Origin of the sequence: Micromonospora arida, from assembly GCF_042873195.1 — a bacterium.
GTDB classification, from domain to species: Bacteria; Actinomycetota; Actinomycetes; order Mycobacteriales; family Micromonosporaceae; genus Micromonospora; species Micromonospora arida.
The window spans coordinates 275,604-293,209 of record NZ_JBIALC010000002.1 but is presented as its reverse complement, the minus strand read 5'-3'; the positions used below and the strand labels follow the sequence as shown (position 1 = coordinate 293,209).

At 71.6% G+C, this 17,606-nt stretch carries 10 protein-coding genes; 4 read left to right on the top strand and 6 right to left on the bottom strand.

From position 1 onward, the window contains the following. Window positions 1-9: 9 nt before the first annotated feature. A complete protein-coding gene (gene xseA / locus ACFYP0_RS07965) occupies window positions 10-1,176 on the bottom strand; it encodes an exodeoxyribonuclease VII large subunit (protein ID WP_355493964.1) in 1,167 nt (388 codons plus the stop codon). Window positions 1,177-1,442: 266 nt separating this feature from the next. On the opposite strand from xseA, the gene ACFYP0_RS07960 reads away from it, so the two are divergent. Next, window positions 1,443-2,429, top strand: a complete 987-nt coding sequence (locus ACFYP0_RS07960; protein WP_091397205.1) for a 4-hydroxy-3-methylbut-2-enyl diphosphate reductase — start codon at window positions 1,443-1,445, stop codon at window positions 2,427-2,429. A gap of 41 nt (window positions 2,430-2,470) precedes the next feature. Further along, window positions 2,471-2,905 carry a hypothetical protein gene (locus tag ACFYP0_RS07955; protein ID WP_356977959.1) on the top strand — a complete coding sequence of 145 codons (435 nt, stop codon included), beginning with the start codon at window positions 2,471-2,473 and terminating at the stop codon, window positions 2,903-2,905. Between the two features lie 71 nt (window positions 2,906-2,976). Here ACFYP0_RS07955 and ACFYP0_RS07950 read toward each other — a convergent pair whose 3' ends face one another. After that, the gene (locus ACFYP0_RS07950) at window positions 2,977-6,273 is read right to left on the bottom strand and encodes a S8 family serine peptidase (protein ID WP_355493942.1); all 3,297 of its coding nucleotides are present in this window, start codon (window positions 6,271-6,273) and stop codon (window positions 2,977-2,979) included. Between the two features lie 138 nt (window positions 6,274-6,411). Then, complete coding sequence (gene rmuC / locus ACFYP0_RS07945) at window positions 6,412-7,587, bottom strand: DNA recombination protein RmuC (protein ID WP_356977961.1); 1,176 nt, start codon at window positions 7,585-7,587, stop codon at window positions 6,412-6,414. A gap of 54 nt (window positions 7,588-7,641) precedes the next feature. Between rmuC and ACFYP0_RS07940 the strand changes: the two genes are divergently transcribed. Next, window positions 7,642-8,451: a hypothetical protein gene (locus ACFYP0_RS07940; RefSeq protein WP_356977963.1), complete on the top strand. Its 810-nt coding sequence runs from the start codon at window positions 7,642-7,644 to the stop codon at window positions 8,449-8,451. A gap of 67 nt (window positions 8,452-8,518) precedes the next feature. On the opposite strand, the gene ppc is transcribed toward ACFYP0_RS07940, so the two are convergent. From ppc to ACFYP0_RS07925, 3 genes are all read right to left on the bottom strand, one after another. Beyond that, window positions 8,519-11,305 carry a phosphoenolpyruvate carboxylase gene (ppc, locus tag ACFYP0_RS07935; RefSeq protein WP_124859999.1) on the bottom strand — a complete coding sequence of 929 codons (2,787 nt, stop codon included), beginning with the start codon at window positions 11,303-11,305 and terminating at the stop codon, window positions 8,519-8,521. A gap of 129 nt (window positions 11,306-11,434) precedes the next feature. After that, window positions 11,435-12,487, bottom strand: a complete 1,053-nt coding sequence (locus ACFYP0_RS07930; RefSeq protein ID WP_386995066.1) for a hypothetical protein — start codon at window positions 12,485-12,487, stop codon at window positions 11,435-11,437. A 136-nt stretch (window positions 12,488-12,623) separates the two neighbouring features. Next, entirely contained in the window at window positions 12,624-13,538 is a 915-nt protein-coding gene (locus ACFYP0_RS07925) for a cyclase family protein (RefSeq protein WP_356977967.1), read from the bottom strand. A 296-nt stretch (window positions 13,539-13,834) separates the two neighbouring features. Here ACFYP0_RS07925 and mfd point away from each other — a divergent pair, with 296 nt between their 5' ends. Next, entirely contained in the window at window positions 13,835-17,467 is a 3,633-nt protein-coding gene (gene mfd, locus ACFYP0_RS07920; RefSeq protein ID WP_386995064.1) for a transcription-repair coupling factor, read from the top strand. The last annotated feature ends 139 nt before the right edge of the window (window positions 17,468-17,606 follow it).

The following is a 17,606-nucleotide window of genomic DNA, read 5'->3' as shown; positions in this document are numbered from 1 at the left end:
CGTCGCCACTCAGCCATCGACCGTCGCGGCCAGCTCGCCGTCGGCCAGTCGTACCCGCAGCGGGTCGCCCTTGCCGACCTCCGCCGCCGCGCGGACCACGTGGCCATCCGCGCGCTGCACGATCGCGTACCCCCGGTCGAGGGTGGCGGCGGGGGAGAGGGCGCGCAGGCGGGCGAGGGTGTGCCGCAGGTCATCCTCGGCGGCGGTGAGCCGATGCTCCAGGCAGCGGCCGGCCCGCTGACGCAACGCGGTCAGCTCGGTCGCCCGATGCTCCACCATCACCTGCGGCCGGGCCAGCACCGGCCGGGAACGCAGCCCGTCGAGCCGGTGCGTCTCCCGGTCGACCAGGTTGCGTACCGCCCGTTCGAGGCGGTGCCGGGCCTGACCGATGAGGCGTACCTCCTCGGTGAGGTCAGGGACGACCCGCTTCGCCGCGTCGGTCGGGGTGGAGGCACGGACATCGGCGACGTAGTCGATCAAGGGCGCGTCCGTCTCGTGGCCGATCGCGCTGACCACCGGCGTACGACAGCCGAACACCGCGCGGCAGAGTGCCTCGTCGGAGAAGGGCAGCAGGTCCTCGATGCCGCCGCCACCCCGGGCGATGATGATCACGTCGATGCTCGGGTCGGCGTCCAGCACCTTGAGCGCGTCGACGATCTGTGGCACCGCGGACGGGCCCTGCACTGCCACGTTGACCGTCCGGAACTCCACCGCCGGCCAGCGCCGCCGGGCATTTGTCAGCACGTCCCGCTCCGCCGCCGACGCACGACCGGTGATGAGCCCGATCCGGCCGGGCAGGAACGGCAGTCGACGCTTGCGGGCGCGGTCGAAGAGCCCTTCGGCGGCGAGCAGCTTCTTGAGCTTCTCCAGTCGGGCCAGCAACTCCCCGAGCCCCACCTGGCGAATCTCGTCGGCCCGCAGGCTCAGCGTGCCCCGGGCGGCGTAGAACTCGGGCTTGGCGTGCAGCACCACACGTGCGCCCTCGCGTAGCTCCGGCGCGCCGGAGTCCAGGACGTCCCGGTTGGTGGTGACGGTCAGGCTCAGGTCGGCCGATGGGTCACGCAGGGTGAGGAAGACCGTGCTGGCCCCGGGGCGGCGGCTGATCTGCGCGACCTGCCCGTCCACCCACACCCAGCCCAGCTTGGCGATCCAGGCCCCCACCTTCTGGCTGACCACCCGTACCGGCCAAGGCTCCTCAGCGCTGCTCGCCCCGCCGCCCCCGCCCCCGCCGCCCCCGCCGCCGCTCCCGCCGCTTCCGCCGCTTCCCGCCCGCCCACCCTCGCTCACCCGCCCACCCTACGGACCTCCCCGGTGATCAAGAGGTTTGCGTCGGCGTTGGGCGCGTTTCTGACGCAAACCTCTTGATCACCGGCGGCTGGGGGTGGGGTCGGGGTGGGTTGCGGGCCGGTGCCGGATGGGAGGGCGGCACGTACGATGGGGTGGTGACTGAGGCTCAGGCGACTCACCGGACCGGCAAGCGCGTGCTCCTGGCCAAGCCCCGCGGCTACTGCGCGGGTGTCGACCGCGCGGTGCAGACCGTGGAGGAGGCGCTGAAGCTCTACGGCGCCCCGATCTACGTGCGCAAGCAGATCGTGCACAACAAGCACGTGGTGCAGACCCTGGAGGCCCAGGGCGCGATCTTCGTGGAGGAGAACGAGGAGGTGCCGGAGGGCGCCACCGTCGTCTTCTCCGCGCACGGTGTGGCGCCGGAGGTCCACGAGCAGGCCAAGGCGCGGTCGCTCAAGGCGATCGACGCGACCTGTCCGCTGGTCACCAAGGTGCACCACGAGGCGCGGCGCTTCGCGGCCGAGGACTACGACATCCTGCTCATCGGCCACGAGGGGCACGAAGAGGTCATCGGCACCGCCGGTGAGGCCCCCGCGCACATTCAGCTGGTGGACGGCCCGGACGGCGCCGACAAGATCACCGTACGTGATCCGGAGAAGGTGGTCTGGCTCTCCCAGACCACGCTCTCGGTCGACGAGACGCTGGAGACGGTGGCCCGCCTCAAGCAGCGGCTGCCGCTGTTGCAGTCCCCGCCCAGCGACGACATCTGCTACGCCACCTCCAACCGGCAGCACGTGGTCAAGGAGATCGCCGCCGACTGTGACGTGGTGATCGTGGTCGGCTCGACGAACTCCTCCAACTCGGTCCGCCTGGTAGAGGTCGCCCTGGACGCCGGCGCCCGCGCCGGTCACCTGGTCGACTTCGCCCACGAGATCGACGACGCCTGGCTGGAGGGGGCCACCACGGTCGGTCTGACCTCGGGTGCGAGCGTCCCGGACGACCTGGTCCAGGAGGTGCTGGTCCACCTCGCCGCCCGCGGCTTCGCCGACGTCGAGGAGATCACCACCGCCAACGAGCGGCTCACCTTCTCGCTTCCGCAGGAGCTGAGGCGGGACATGAAGGCCGCTGCGGCGCGCGGCTGAAGCAGGGGAACGAACTCGGTTCGGCGTACGTCAGATTCGGCATGAGGACTCTTCGGCTCGCCGTCCCCGCGCTGGCCGTCTGCGTGGCGCTGAGCGCCTGCGGCGGCCAGGGTGTCGGGGGCGGCACACCCACCCCGACACCGACGGGAGCGCAGCCGGTGACCAGCCAGCCCACGCCCGACCCGACGCCCTCGCCGACGACCGGCACCCCGACCGTGCCGCCCGGGGTGAAGACCCCGAAGCCGGGCGGCCCGAGCACGCCGCCGGGCGTCGGAGCCACCACCCTGAGCGGCACCCTGCAGAGCGGCGTGGAGCCCGGGTGCGTACTGCTCGACGGTTACCTGCTGCTCGGCGGCCCCCGTGACGTGTTGATGCCGGGCGCGCGGGTCGAGGTCACCGGCCGGGTGGAGCCCGGCATGATGACCACCTGCCAGCAGGGCACCCCGTTCGTCGTCACGGCCGCCCACCGGTCCTGACCACTCACCCCTGACACGCGGGAGCCCGCCCCCGAACGTGGGGACGGGCTCCCGCCGGTGTCACGAGCGGATCAGTTCACGGCACCGATGGACACGTTGCCACGACCCACGATCGCACCCTCGCTGGTGACGATCGCCAGCTCACCGGAGAGCTGACGCCCGTCGGCCGGAACGGCCACCGCGGTCACCGTGCCGGTGATGGTGGCCGACTCGCCGTGCATCAGCGGCACCGCGGTGGCCGGGGCGGTGATCGTGCCCAGCGACGCGGACGCGAACGCGTCGTAGTAGTCGTAGGCGGTGCTGGTCCCCGGCCCGTCAACCCCGTACGGCTCCACCACGACGCGGTAGGTGCCGGCGGCCGGGTTGGTCAGCGTGACCGCCTCCTCCGAGTCGCCGTCCGCGGCCCGGCCGACCTCGGTGGTGCCCCGGTAGACGAACAGGTCCAGGTCGGCTCCCGCGTTGGCGGGGTTGCCGATCCGGGCGGTGAACGTCGACGTACCCGCCGGGATCTCGACGGTCCACTCCTGGTTGGGACCGCCCTCGGTGATGGTCGGACGCTCGGTCCGCACACCGGTCAGCGCGCCACTGCGGCCGCTGACCGAGACCGGACCGAAGGCGTTGGTGACCTTCCAGCTCACCGGGGTCGGCTCGCCGGCCTCGACACTGGGCAGCTCGACCAGCGCCGGCTCGACCGTCAGGCCCTGCACCCGCGCCTGGAGCTTGAACGGGTTGTTCAGCGCCGGTGACGTGCGCCGCGACTCCACCTCGATCTCCCAGACCCCGGGAAGCGGGTTCTGGTAGTCACGCTCCTGCGGCTTGCAGACGTTGACGTCGGAGAAGTTGGTGTAGCAGGCGGTGCTCGCGGTGCTCTCCACCGGCACACCCAGCGGGTTGATCGCGATGAACCGGGTCTGCGAACCGGTCGCGATCCCGGAGAGGTTCACCTGGAGGGCCTTGGCACCCTGCGGCACCGTGACGAAGTACGACGTGAAGCCGTTGCGGTCGACCGAGCCCTCGTTGGCGTACGAGAAGTTGGGCTTCTTCACGTCGTTCGAGGCCACCACCACGGTGGACACCTCGAAGTCGACAACGTTGGTGGCCGGGTCGTCGATCCGCACGATCGCGCCGTGCGCACCCTCGGTGGCCGGCTTGGCGGTGACGCTGACGGTGACGGCCTTGTTGAGCGGCAACGCGACGGTCTTCGGCGCCTTGAAGGTGCCGTCGTTGCCCTGGAGCGTGATGTTGTGCTTGATGGTGCCGGCCGGGCCGCTGGTGCGGGTGAGCTTGACCGGGTACGTCTTGCTCTGGCCGATCTTGTGGCCGCCCTCGGCCGAGGTGCAGCGGTTGTAGACGCCGGTGCCCCGACCCGGGTTCGGCACGAACTTCACACCGTTCCAGATGGTCAGCTGCTCCGCCAGCGGGCTGCAGACCGGCGCGTCGGAGACGTACGACCGGGTTTCGACGCCCTGGCGCAGCAGCTGCCAGGCGCCCGGAACGTTGACCATGCCGTAGCCCTGCGCGTACGTCGGCACGTCCGCGATCGGCTTGGCGGAGCTGAACAGGGCCCGCCGCAGTGCCGCCGGGCTGACGCCCCGGTCGGTGGCCTTGGCGGCCGACAGCAGCAACGCGCCGGCGCCGGCGGTCTGCGGAGACGCCATCGAGGTGCCGTTGAGCATCGCGTAGCCCGGGGGCAGCGCGTATCCGGCCTCGGGGACCGGGGCGCCGAGCTGCCAGGTCGGTGCGGTGGAGATGGCCGAGCCGGGGGCGGCGATGTTCGGCTTGAAGCCGCCGTCCTCGCGCGGGCCACGGGAGGAGAAGTTGAACAGGGCGTTCTTCTTCTTGACGACCGAGCCGTAGTTGGCCAGCCAGGTGTCCTTGCTGATGTTGGCGGCAACGCTGATCACGTTGCTGGCCACCGACGGGTCGCCGACGGTGTTGAGACCCGGGCCGGAGTTGCCGGCCGAGATGACCAACTGCACGCCGTACGTCTCGATCAGTTCGTTGTAGAGGTTGGTCCGCGCGTTGTTGCCGTCGTTCAGGCCCGGAAGGCCACCGATCGACATGTTGACGATGTCGACGCCACGGTTGGCCACCAGGTCGATCATGCCGGTGGTGAGGGCCGCCGCGGTACAGCCGCCGCCCCAGGAGCAGGCGCGGGCGGAGACCAGCTTCGCGCCGGGCGCGGCGCCGTCGAAGGCCCCGTTGCCGAGCATGTCGTTGGCGGCGGTGATGCCGGCGACGTGGGTGCCGTGGGTGCTCTCGACGATGCCGATGTTGACGTAGTCGTAGGTGCCCGGCAGCCCGATCGGCGTGGTGTTCACGTTCTTGCGGAACTCGACGACGAAGGGCTGCCGCTCGGCGACCGGGGTCGCCGGGTTGTCGGTACCGAAGTAGCCGATGTCGTACTTCTCCTTGTACGGCCGCATGATCGGGTCGTCGGTGAAGTTGAGGTTCTGGTTGGCGTCCACCCGGATGTTGTTGGTGGCCGGGTCGAAGAGCACACCCCAGGTGTCGGTCGTGTCGCCGTCGCGGTTGACGTCACCGCGGGCGTCGCTCGCGGTGGTGACCGACTCGCTGAACAGGTTGAACCGGTACGCGCCGGCCGGCGCAGTCCAGGTGCCGCCAGCGATGGTGAACGACGGGCCGGTGACCTCGGCCTGCATCCGCCGCCACGAGCCGTCCTCCAGCGGATCGGTCGCGGTGACCCAGTCGACGATCTTGCGCTCGCCGGTGGTGGTCTGCTGCAACGCCGGGTGGGCAAGGTCCACACCGGAGTCCATGATGCCGATCGTGACGCCTCGGCCGTCCCACTCGGGGTGGGCCGCGGTGAACGCCACCGCGCCGGTCTCGTTCGTCGGCATGTAGGGGTTGTCGGCCGGGGTGGTCTCTCCCGGTGCCCCGACGGTGGCCTGCCGCGCGCCGGCGGTGCCGGTGGGGGTGTTCTCCGGGGCAGGGTCCGGCAGTTGGATGACCTCGTCCAGGTCGACGGCCGAGACGCCGGGCAGCCGTGCCGCCTTGAGGACCCGGTCGGTCGGGACCTTGGCCAACACGAAGCCGACCCGGTCCTGCCGCTGGCTGACCGTGCCGCCGAGCTTGGTGAGGCTGTCCGCGACGTCCCCTGCCTCACCCTTTTCGGTGGCGACGATCAGGGTGACGGTCGGGGCCTTCTTGGCGCGGGCCTCGCTGAGCAGTTTGGCGTCGTGGGCGCCCAGCGTCTCGGCGGCGGTGGCCGAGGAAGGGTCCGGTGTGGTGGCGGGAGCGGCGGTCGCGGTGGCGGCACCACCGATCGTCGTCATGGCGCTCGCCGCCAGGACCGACGCGAAGAGCGCGGCTGAGGTGCGCCGGCTCAGGTTTCGAAGTCTGCTCACGTTCTCTTTACCTCCAGAGAACAAGGCGCCCTCAGAGAAGGGCGCTCGGGTGAGCAGAATCTTTCGTGGTATCGACGAGCACTGTCACTACTGGTCAGTCCCTTGTGACCACTTCGTGACATGCGGGCATACCCACTGTCACATGCTCGGTGAGCGGTTCGAGACCTCGTCGCCGGCCGGATCGGCCAGCTCGGGGGCCTGCGGTTGCCGGGGCGCCAACTCGACCTGGGCCGGGGTGGCCAACTCGTCGTCCGAGACGCCCAACTCGGCGAGTTTGCGGGCGCTGACCAGCACCCGGGCCTCCAGCGAGCCGACCGCCCGGTTGTAGGCGGTCACCGCACCGGCCAACGAGGACCCGAGCTTGCCCACGTGGTCGCCGAGGGTGGAGAGCCGGCCGTACAGCTCCCGGGCGAGGGTGTGCACGGCGAGCGCGTTGCGGGCCAGTGCCTCCTGCCGCCAGGAGTAGGCCACCGTGCGGAGAAGCGCGACCAGCGTGGCCGGCGTGGCGAGCACCACGTTGCGGGTGAAGGCGTGCTCCAGCAGCGTCGGGTCCCGCTGGAGCGCGACGTCGAGGAACGGATCGGCGGGGACGAACAGCACCACGAACTCGGGTGAGTTGTCGAAAGCCGACCAGTACGACTTGGCGGCCAGGGCGTCGACGTGCCCCCGCAGGTGCCGCGCGTGCGCATCGAGGTGGGTGTCCCGGCCGCGCTCGTCGCGGGCCTCCATGGCTGTCAGGTACGCGTCGAACGGGGCCTTGGCGTCCACCACCACCGAGCGGCCGCCGTGCAGGCGGACCACCAGATCTGGTCGGACGACCTGCTGGTCCGTGGTGGCGGTGACCTGCTCGGAGAAGTCGCAGTGCTCCAGCATGCCGGCAGCCTCGACGATCCGGCGCAGCTGGTGCTCGCCCCAGCGGCCCCGCACCTGCGGTGCGCGCAGCGCCGCCACCAACTGCTTGGTCTCGGTGCGCAGCTCACCGGAGACCGCGGTCATCGAGCGGACCTGCTCACGCAGCTCGGCGTACGCGTCGACGCGGTCGTGCTCCAGCTCGGCCACCCGCTGCTCGTAGCGGCGCAGGGTGTCGTGCAGCGGCGCGACCGCCCGGGCCACCGCCTCCTGGGACTGCGCGGTGGCCTCGTAGCTCAACGCCCGCATTGACTGCTCCAGCCGACCCTCGCCCTCCCGGGTGGCGGCCAGGGTGGCATCCAGGCGGGCGATGTCAGCGGCCGACCGGGACCGGGCCGCGAGCCAGCCCACCGCCCCGCCGGCGCCGAGGCACACGATCACCAGGAGCAGGGTCGAGACGTCCATCACCGGAGCTTGCCAGACGGATACGACGTGCGACCCGGGGGTACGTTCGATGACATGGAACTTGTGCTCTGCCTCGCCGTTGTCCTGGTCGGCGCGCTGGGCGCCGCCGCGCTCGTCCGCGCTCAGGCCGGTGCTCGTCGGCGCACCGAGCTCGGGGACGCCCGCGCGGAGGCGCAGCGGTGGTACGAGCGCCTCGGCGGCCAGTTGATGAACCTGCACGGCGACGACCCAGCGGTACGCCAGGCGCTGGCCGACGCCGGTGAGCGGTACAACGCGGCGGGCTCCCAGCTGGAACAGGCGTCCACGCCGCACCAGTTCGGGCTGGCCCGGGAGACCGCGCTGGAGGGTTTGGCGTACATCCGGGCGGCGCGTACGGCGCTGGGCATCGATCCGGGCCCCGAGGTGCCGACCCTGGCCGCCGCCCGCGGCGTCGGGCAGCTCACCAAGGAGCGCGAGGTCGATGTGCAGGGGCAGACCTTCCGGGCCGGGCCGCAACCCGGCCGAGAAACGCCCTACTACTACCCCGGCGGGCGTTATCAGGGTCGCCCGGTGCCCGCCGGCTGGTATTCGACGCCCTGGTGGAAGACGGCGTTGGGTGCCGGCGCTGGTGTCCTCGGCGGCATCCTGATCGCCGACGCGCTCTTCTCTCCCGCCTTCGCCGACCCGGGGTACGGCTACGACGCCGGCTACCAGGAGGGCTTCGGTGACGGTGTCGATCAGGGCGGCGACCAGGGCGGTGACTTCGGCGGCGGCGACCAGGGTGGGGACTTCGGCGGCGGCGACTACGCCGGTGGGGACTTCGGTGGTGGCGACTTCGGCGGCGGCGACTTCGGGGGCGGGGACTTCGGCGGCGGCGACTTCTGATCGTCGTTCAGAGCTACGACAACGGGCCCCGGTCGCAGCGACCGGGGCCCGTTTCCGTACCTGTTGATCAGCCGGTGTTGCGCATCCCGGCGGCGATGCCGTTCACGGTGGTGAGCAGCGCGCGTTCCAGGGCGGTGCCGTCGCTCGGTGCGCGTCGGCCGCCCGGGGCGGTGGCGATCGCCCGTCCGGCGGCGCCCGACTCCCGGTACTGCCGCAGCAGCGCCACCTGGAGATGGTGCAGCGGCTCCAGGTAGGTGTCGCGGACGGCCAGGGTGCGCTGGAGCACCGGCGAGTTCTCCAGCAGGGCCGGTGCGGCGGTGATCGCCAGCACCTCCCGCTTGGTCAGCTCGTACTCCTGCTCGATCTGCTCGAAGATCGGGTGCAGCTTCTTCGGCACCAGCGTCTCGACGTACCGGCGAGCGATGCTCAGGTCGGTCTTGGTGAGCATCATCTCGACGTTCGACAGGAACGTGCGGAAGAAGTGCCAGTTGCGGTGCATCTCGGCCAGCACGTCCGCCAACCCCGCCTCGCGGGCGGCGGCCAGCCCGGAGCCGACGCCGAACCAGCCCGGCACGATCTGCCGGGTCTGCGTCCAACCGAACACCCACGGGATGGCCCGCAGCCCGGACAGCCCGGCACCGGTGTTCGGGCGCTTCGCCGGCCGGGAGCCGATGTTCAGGGCGCCGAGCAGCTCGGTGGGGGTGGACGCCCAGAAGTACGCGGGCAGGTCCGGATCCTCCACCAGCGACCGGTAGGACCGGAACGCCGACTCGGAAACCACGTCCATCGTCGCGTCCCAGCGCTCCAACATCTCGGCCGGCTGCCGGGGTGCGGTGTGCAGCAGGGTCGCCTGGAGCACCGCGGCGAGGGTGAGCTCCAGGTTCTCCCGGGCCAGCGAGGGCAGGGTGTACTTGTCGGAGATCACCTCGCCCTGCTCGGTCACCTTGATCGCGCCGTCCATGGTGCCGTACGGCTGCGCCAGGATCGCCTCGTGCGTCGGCCCGCCGCCGCGCCCGACCGTGCCGCCCCGGCCGTGGAACAGCCGCAGGTGCACACCGTGCCGGGCGGCCACGTCGCGCAGCGCGCGCTGCGCCCGGTGGATCGACCACTGGCTGGTGGTGATCCCGGCTTCCTTGTTCGAGTCGGAGTAGCCGAGCATGACCTCCTGCACGTCACCCCGCGCCGTCACCAGCGCCCGGTACGCGGGCAGCGACAGCAGCTCGTCGAGGAGCTCGCCGCCGGAGTTCAACTCGGCCGGGGTCTCCAGGAGGGGCACGAACCCGATCCGGGCCCGCCCGCTGTGCACGTCCACCAGGCCGGCCTCGCGGGCCAGCACCACGGCGGCCAGCACGTCGTCGACACCCAGGGTCATCGAGATGATGTACGACTCGATCACCTCGGCGCCGAACCGGTCCTGTGCCTCCCGGATGGTCCCGAACACGTCGAACGTCTTGCGGGCCGGCTCGGACAGCGACGTGTCCACCGTCGACAGCGGGCGACGACCGGTCAGCTCGTCGGCGAGCAGCTTGGTGCGTTCCAGCCGGGTGAGCGCCGGGTAGTCGGAGACCTCGCCGACCGCCTCGTAGAGCTGCGCGAGCACCGCGTGGTGCGCCTCGGCGTGCTCCCGGACGTCCATGGTGGCCAGGTGCAGGCCGAACGCGGAGACCGTACGGATGGTGGAGGCCAGCCGGCCGACCGCGGTGAGCTGCCCGGAGTTGCGGGCCAGCGAGGCGCGCAGCAGGTCCAGGTCGGCGATCAGTTCGGCGGAGCCCCGGTAGTCCCGGCCCGGTACGTGCGCCGTGCCCTGGCGCAACCTCAGCCGGGTGTTGGCGAGCTTCGCCTTCACGCAGCGTGCCTTGAGCCGGTACGGCTCCTCCGCGTTGACCCGGCGGAAGCGCTGCGCCACCTCGGGCAGCGCGTCCAGGTCGGCGGCGAGGCTGGCGGAGAGGTCCAGGGACACCCCGCGCAGTCGGCGGGACACCGAGACCTCGTTGATCAGGTGGTCCATCGCCTTCTCGGTGGCCGCGATGCCGTGCTCGTGCTGGATGGTCAGCACCTCGCGGGTGACCGCCGGGGTGACGAACGGGTTGCCGTCGCGGTCGCCGCCGATCCAGGTGCCGAAGCTCAGCGGCCGGGCCGTCGGTGAGGTCTCCACGCCGAGCGTGCGTAACGTGTCGGCCAGGTCGTCGAGCACCTGCGGGGCGGCCTCGGCGTACAGGTCGCGCAGGTAGTAGATGGCGTTGCGGGCCTCGTCGGTCGGGTCCGGCCGGTCGAGCCGCAGCTCGTCGGTCTGCCACATCAGGTCCAACAACTCGGCCAGCCGGCGGTTGGCCGGGCCCTCGTCGCTGGCGCCGTAGAGGATCGCGTTGGCGGTCTCGGTGTCCAACTCGTCGGCGATCGCCCGCAACTTGGACAGGATCGAGCGACGGGCCGCCTCGGTCGGGTGCGCGGTGAAGACCGGTCGTACCGCCAGCCGGCGAGCCGCGTTGGCGATCTCCTCGGCCGGCACCCCGCGCTCGGCGATCATCTTGGCGGCCTGGTCCAGCCAGCCGCCCTGCACCGCGCGGCGGCGGCGCAGGTCCCGTGCCCGGTGCACCTGCTCGGTGATGTTGGCCAGGTGGAAGTAGGTGGAGAAGGCGCGGGCCAGCTTGGTGCCGGTGGTCACGTCGAGCCCGCCGAGACGCTGGGCGGCCGCGGGGGCGTCGGAGCGGACCTGGGCGCGGATCTCCTCGACGAGGTCGAGAAGCGGGCGACCCTCCTGGCGGGCCAGGGTCTGGCCGAGCAGGGTGCCGAGTCGGCGAATGTCGGCGCGCAGTGCGGCGTCCGGGCCGTCGTGGTCGTGCTGGTCGGTCACGATGCGCTCCCTTACGTGGGTACGAAGGACAGCGCTGTCCGACTTACTGGATGGTATCCGCGTGCCGGGGATGTCTGGAGGGCCCCCTGGTGATCCACTGCCCTCGGGAGGGTGTTTTCCGGAGTGATCTCAACCACCGTCGTGGTCCCGCGCGGGGCCGGGGCGGGTGGTCCCGGGGCCGGAGGCGGCGGCCCGGCGACCTCGGACCAGGCTCGCGCTGACCAACCCGAGCCCTCCGAGCACCGTCCAGATCCCGAGGGCGGCAGCCGGCCAGCCGGCCGACCGCCAGTCGAAGTACACCGCGGCCTTGGTCAGGTCGTTGGCGAGCCCGGGGATGTTCCAGCGGTGCATGCCGCGCAGCACCCCGGGCAGGAACTCGGGTGCGTAGATGCCGCCGGAGCCCGGGTTGCCGAGCACCACCAGCAGCAGGATGACCAGCGCGGTACCCGCGACGCCGAGCCAGCCCTGGATGGCGCTGGCGAACATGGCGGCGGCGAAGACGGCCAACGCGCCGATGGCGGCGATCGTCGGTACGTCGTGGTGCCAGATGTCCAGGACAGGCCCGACCACTACCGCGCCGGCGATGCCGAGCAGCACGCTGTAGACCGCCAGGGCGGCGATCCGCAGCCCGGCCCGTCGCGCCGTACGGGGGGTGGTGCCGGCGGATATCCCGAGCACGGTCGAGCCCAGGTAGCCGCCGAGCACGTACCCGACGTTCAGGTAGAAGGGCACCACCCCGCGCGGGTCGGCCGGGGTGACCGGCACCTCGTCGACGATCTGGAGCGGGGTGCCGGTGCGGGTGGTGGCGGTGCCGAGGACCTCCTTGATCGCGCTGGTGGCGGAGGGGCCGGAGGCGCTCGCCACGGTGAGGAGCAGGCCGTTGTCTCCTCCGGTGCTGAGCACGGCGTACACCGCGCGGCTGAGCAGCCCGTCCTCGGCGGCGGCCGGGTCGTCGTACTCGATGGGTTTGAGGATGTCGGTCTGGCCGCGCACGGCGTCGAGCGTCGACCGGGCGCGTTGGTCGCCGGAGACGACGCCGATCGGCACGTCGCGGGGTGTGGGTTGGTGCAACGCGCCGACGTAGGCCGCGATGAACGCCGTGGCCAGCACGAGGGTGCCGAGGAGCAGTCCGATGCTGCGCGGTGCCCAGTCGCGAGCTGTGCCGTGCGATTCTTCGTCCACGTTGTCAGCCTATGGCCGGTTTTGTGGACAGGCGGGCGGAACGGGTGGCCGGGCGGCTGACTGATCGCCACGGAGACCGGCCCGGCCGCCGGCCGTGCGTCGACGGCGTCGCGGGTGGCGTCAGAGGCGGGTGGCGTCAGGGGTTGACGACGGCGAAGGCTCGGACCGGGAAGGTGCCCATGCCGGCCACCATCGGCGGTGCCGCGGTGAACCGGAACCCGCTCGGCGGCAACGCGTCCAGGCCGGTCAGGTGCTCCACGATCGGGATGCCGGCGGCGAGCAGTGCGCTGTGCGCGGGGCGTACGCCGACGGCTGCCGGGCTCATGTCGTCGATGTTGATCGAGTCGATGCCGACCAGGGCCGCCCCCGCGTCGACAAGCGCCTGGGCGGCGTCCCCGGTCAGGTACGGCGCGTCCGGCGCGGCGTACCGCTCGGTGCCGAAGTGCGTGTCCCACCCGGTGTGCAGCAACACTGCCTGGCCGGCCACCTCGTAGGGGGCCAGCATCAGCCGGTCCACCGCGCGGATGCCGGCCGGCACCCGGACCACCACCCCGGGCAGATTGGCGAGACGGTCCAGCGACACCCCGGTCAGGTCGTCCCGGCCGGCCCAACGGTGGGCGGGCGTGTCCAGGTACGTGCCGGTGTTGGCGATCATGTCGATTCGGGCCACGTGGAACTCGGTGCCCGGTGCGTACCGCTCGCGGGATGCCGCGAAGGTCAGCCACTCGGTGATCCGGGGGCCCGGCCAATCCGGCAGGGTGGTCATGCCGTCGCTGATCACGTGGCTCAGCTCGACCAGCCGACGATCGGCGTCGGATCCGTCGACCGCGACACCCCGGCCGCCCTTGTGCGGCTCCTCGATGATCGTCTTGGCGCTGATCCGAACCTCGGCGACCATCAGCAGCCCGAGGTGCCGGACGAACAACGCCGCCAGGTCGTCGTCGGTGATCTCCCGACCGGGAATGTCCAGCCGGAACCCCTCGGTACGCAGCCCGCCGCCGTTGGCGAAGCTCACCTCCGCGTCGAACTGTGCCCGCCACTGCTCACCCATCCCGAAACCCGACCACGCCCGCCGGCGGCGGTCAAGATCCCTGGCGGCGGCCAGGGCCCGATAGGCAAGATCGCGCAACATCCAGGATGTAGTGGCATCGGTGCGCCGCTGAGGCCACTACATCCTGGTTCGAGCACGATCTTGGCGCGGGGCGCCGTGCGCGGCGCGCGCGGCGCGGACCTGGGCGGAAGGGGGTGTGTGTCGGTGGACGGGGATAGGCTTGCTGTCGTGCACCCCCCGTCCGACTGGACGAGGGGCCGCCGTCGTGTGCGTCGACTCCCCGGGAAGGATTTCCCTTGCTCACCGGTCTGTTCACCGCCGCCCTGGCCGACCCCGGGCTGACCCGGGCGCGTGACCTGGCGCGCTCCGGTGCCGCCCAGGTCGACGGCCTCGACATCACCGCTCCGGCGGCGCTGCGCCCGTTCGCCGTCGCGGCGGTCGCCGCGGACAACGACGGCGCCGGGCGACCGGTGCTGGCGGTGACCGCCACCACCCGGGAGGCCGACGACCTGGCCGCCGCGCTGGGCGGGTTGTTGCCGGCCGAGCAGGTCGTGGTCTTCCCCTCCTGGGAGACCCTGCCGCACGAGCGGCTGTCCCCCCGCTCCGACACGGTCGGCCGGCGACTGGCAGTGCTGCGCCGGCTGGCCCACCCGAAGGCGACCGACGCGCACGGCGGCACCGGGCCACTGCGAGTGGTCGTGGCCCCGGTCCGTTCGCTGCTCCAGCCTCAGTTGAAGGGGCTCGGCGATCTGGAGCCGGTGCAGCTCGCCGCCGGCGAGGAGGCCGACCTGGAGGAGGTCGCCCGCCGGCTGATCGACATGGCGTACGCCCGGGTCGACCTGGTCACCAAGCGCGGTGAGTTCGCTGTGCGCGGCGGCATCCTGGACGTCTTCCCGCCCACCGACGAGCACCCGTCGCGGGTCGAGTTCTGGGGCGACGAGGTGGAGGAGATCCGCACCTTCGCCGTCGCCGACCAACGGACCATCGAGCAGGTTCCGCTGCTCTGGGCACCTCCCTGTCGGGAGCTGCTGCTCACCCCGGCGGTCCGCGACCGGGCCGCCGCGCTCGCCGAGCAGCACCCCGAGCTGGCCGAGATCCTCGACAAGCTGGCCGAGGGCATCCCGGTGGAGGGGATGGAGTCGCTGGCACCGGTGCTGGTCGGCCCCGACTCACTGGAGCTGCTGCTGGACGCCATGCCGGCCGGCACCCACGTCCTGCTCTGCGACCCGGAACGGATCCGCACGCGGGCGCACGACCTGGTGCGTACCTCGGAGGAGTTCTTGCAGGCCAGCTGGGCCGCCGCAGCGGTCGGCGGCCAGGCCCCGGTGGACGTCGGCGCCGCCGCCTTCCGCACCCTCGGCGAGGTACGCGCCGCCGCGGGCAGGCTCGGCCAGCCGTGGTGGACGCTGTCCCCGTTCGGTCTCGTCCAGGGGGAGACCGCCGAGACGCGGCAGCCCTGGGAGGACGCGCCCGAGCAGGCCGCAGTCACTCCGGACGACGCCATCGCGGTGACCCTGTCCGCCCAACCGGCGCCGCTCTATCACGGCGAGACCTCGCGGGTGGTCGAGGACCTCAAGCGCTGGGCCGGCGAGGGTTGGTCGATCGCGCTGGTCTTCGAGGGGCACGGCCCCGCCCAGCGGGCGGTGGAGGTGCTGCGCGACGCCGGCCTCGGTGCCCGGTTGACCGAGGAGGTGCCGACCGCGCCGGTCCCCGGCGAGCTGGTGGTCACCTGTGGTGCGCTGAGCAGCGGTTTCGTCGACGAGGCGTCCCGTTTCGTGCTGCTCACCGGCAACGACGTGACCGGCGGTCGGGGCACCTCGACGCGGGACATGCGCAAGATGCCGAGCCGGCGGCGCAACACCATCGACCCGCTGGAGTTGAAGACCGGCGACCACGTGGTGCACGAGCAGCACGGCATCGGCCGCTACGTCGAGCTGGTGCAGCGCACCGTCAACGGCGCCAGCCGGGAATACCTCGTCATCGAGTACGCGGCCAGCAAGCGGGGCCAGCCCGGCGACCGGTTGTTCGTCCCGACCGACCAGCTCGACCAGCTCTCCCGCTACGTGGGCGGCGAGCAGCCGACCCTGCACAAGATGGGCGGCTCGGACTGGCAGAAGTCCAAGGCCCGGGCCCGCAAGGCGGTCCGGGAGATCGCCGCGCAGCTCATCCAGCTCTACGCCGCCCGCAAGGCGTCCAAGGGGCACTCGTTCGGCCCGGACACCCCGTGGCAGCGCGAGCTGGAGGACGCGTTCCCCTGGCAGGAGACGCCGGACCAGCTCGCCGCGATCGACGAGGTCAAGCGGGACATGGAGCAGACCGTTCCGATGGACCGGCTGATCTGCGGTGATGTCGGCTACGGCAAGACCGAGATCGCGGTCCGGGCGGCGTTCAAGGCGGTGCAGGACGGTAAGCAGGTGGCGGTGCTGGTGCCGACCACCCTGCTGGTTCAGCAGCACTACAACACGTTCGCCGAGCGGATGAGCCAGTTCCCGGTCCAGATCCGGCAGCTGTCCCGGTTCCAGACGGCGAAGGAGACCGAGCGGACGCTGGAGATGGTCGCCGACGGCACCGTCGACATCGTCATCGGTACGCACCGGCTGTTGCAGACGGCGACCCGCTTCAAGCAGCTCGGTCTGGTGATCGTCGACGAGGAGCAGCGCTTCGGTGTCGAGCACAAGGAGCACCTGAAGACGCTGCGTGCGTCGGTCGACGTGCTCAGCATGTCGGCCACCCCGATCCCGCGCACCCTGGAGATGGCGATCACCGGCATCCGGGAGATGTCCACCATCGCCACCCCGCCGGAGGAGCGGCACCCGGTGCTCACCTTCGTCGGCGCGCAGGACGACCGGCAGGTGGCCGCGTCCATCCACCGTGAGCTGCTCCGCGACGGGCAGGTCTTCTACCTGCACAACCGGGTCGAGTCGATCGACCGGGCGGCACGGCGGCTGCGGGAGCTGGTGCCCGAGGCGCGGGTCGCGGTGGCGCACGGCCAGATGGGCGAGGACGCCCTGGAGAAGGTCATGGTCGGCTTCTGGGAGAAGGAGTTCGACGTCCTGGTCTGCACCACGATCGTCGAGTCGGGCATCGACATCCCGAACGCCAACACGCTGATCGTGGAGCGGGCCGACCTGCTCGGCCTGGCCCAGCTGCACCAGATCCGGGGCCGGGTCGGTCGGGGCCGGGAGCGGGCGTACGCCTACTTCCTCTACCCGCCGGAGAAGCCGCTCACCGAGCACGCGCACGAGCGGTTGGCAACCATCGCCCAGCACACCGAGTTGGGCGCCGGCATGTACGTGGCGATGAAGGACCTGGAGATTCGGGGCGCCGGCAACCTGCTCGGTGGCGAGCAGTCCGGGCACATCGAGGGCGTCGGCTTCGACCTGTACGTGCGGATGGTCGGCGAGGCGGTCTCCGCGTTCAAGGGTGAGCGGCCGGAGGAGGAGACCGATGTCAAGATCGACCTGCCGGTCGACGCGCACCTGCCACACGACTACGTGAGCGTGGAGCGGCTGCGCCTGGAGATGTACCGCAAGCTCGCCGAGGCGCGCGACGAGGAGCGGCTGGGCGAGGTGATCGCCGAGATGACCGACCGGTACGGCGAGCCGCCGGCCCCGGTGCAGAACCTGGTGGAGGTGGCCCGGTTCCGTCTGCTGGCCCGCCGCTACGGCCTGACCGACGTGTCGATGCAGGGCAAGCACGTACGGTTCGGCCCGCTGCCCCTACCGGACTCGAAGCAGTTGCGACTCAAGCGCTACCACCCGGATGCCGTCTACAAGCAGGCCACCGACCAGGTCAGCGTGCCCCGACCGACCACCCGTCGGATCGGTGGCGAGCCGCTGCGTGATCAGGCGCTGCTCCAGTGGTGCGCGCAACTGCTCTCCGATGTGCTCGGTGCTCCCGCCCCACTCGCCGTCGCCGCGAGCGCCTGAGCCGTCACCGTGGCCCGCAAGCGCCTGAGCCGGCGGTGTGCTCTCGACCAGGGGCGGTCAGCGCGTCGCCGCCGTCCCTGGTCGTGGGATGAGCGAAGGTGGGGGGTGTCACAACCCCGGGTGACGGCGTGAGAGAGTG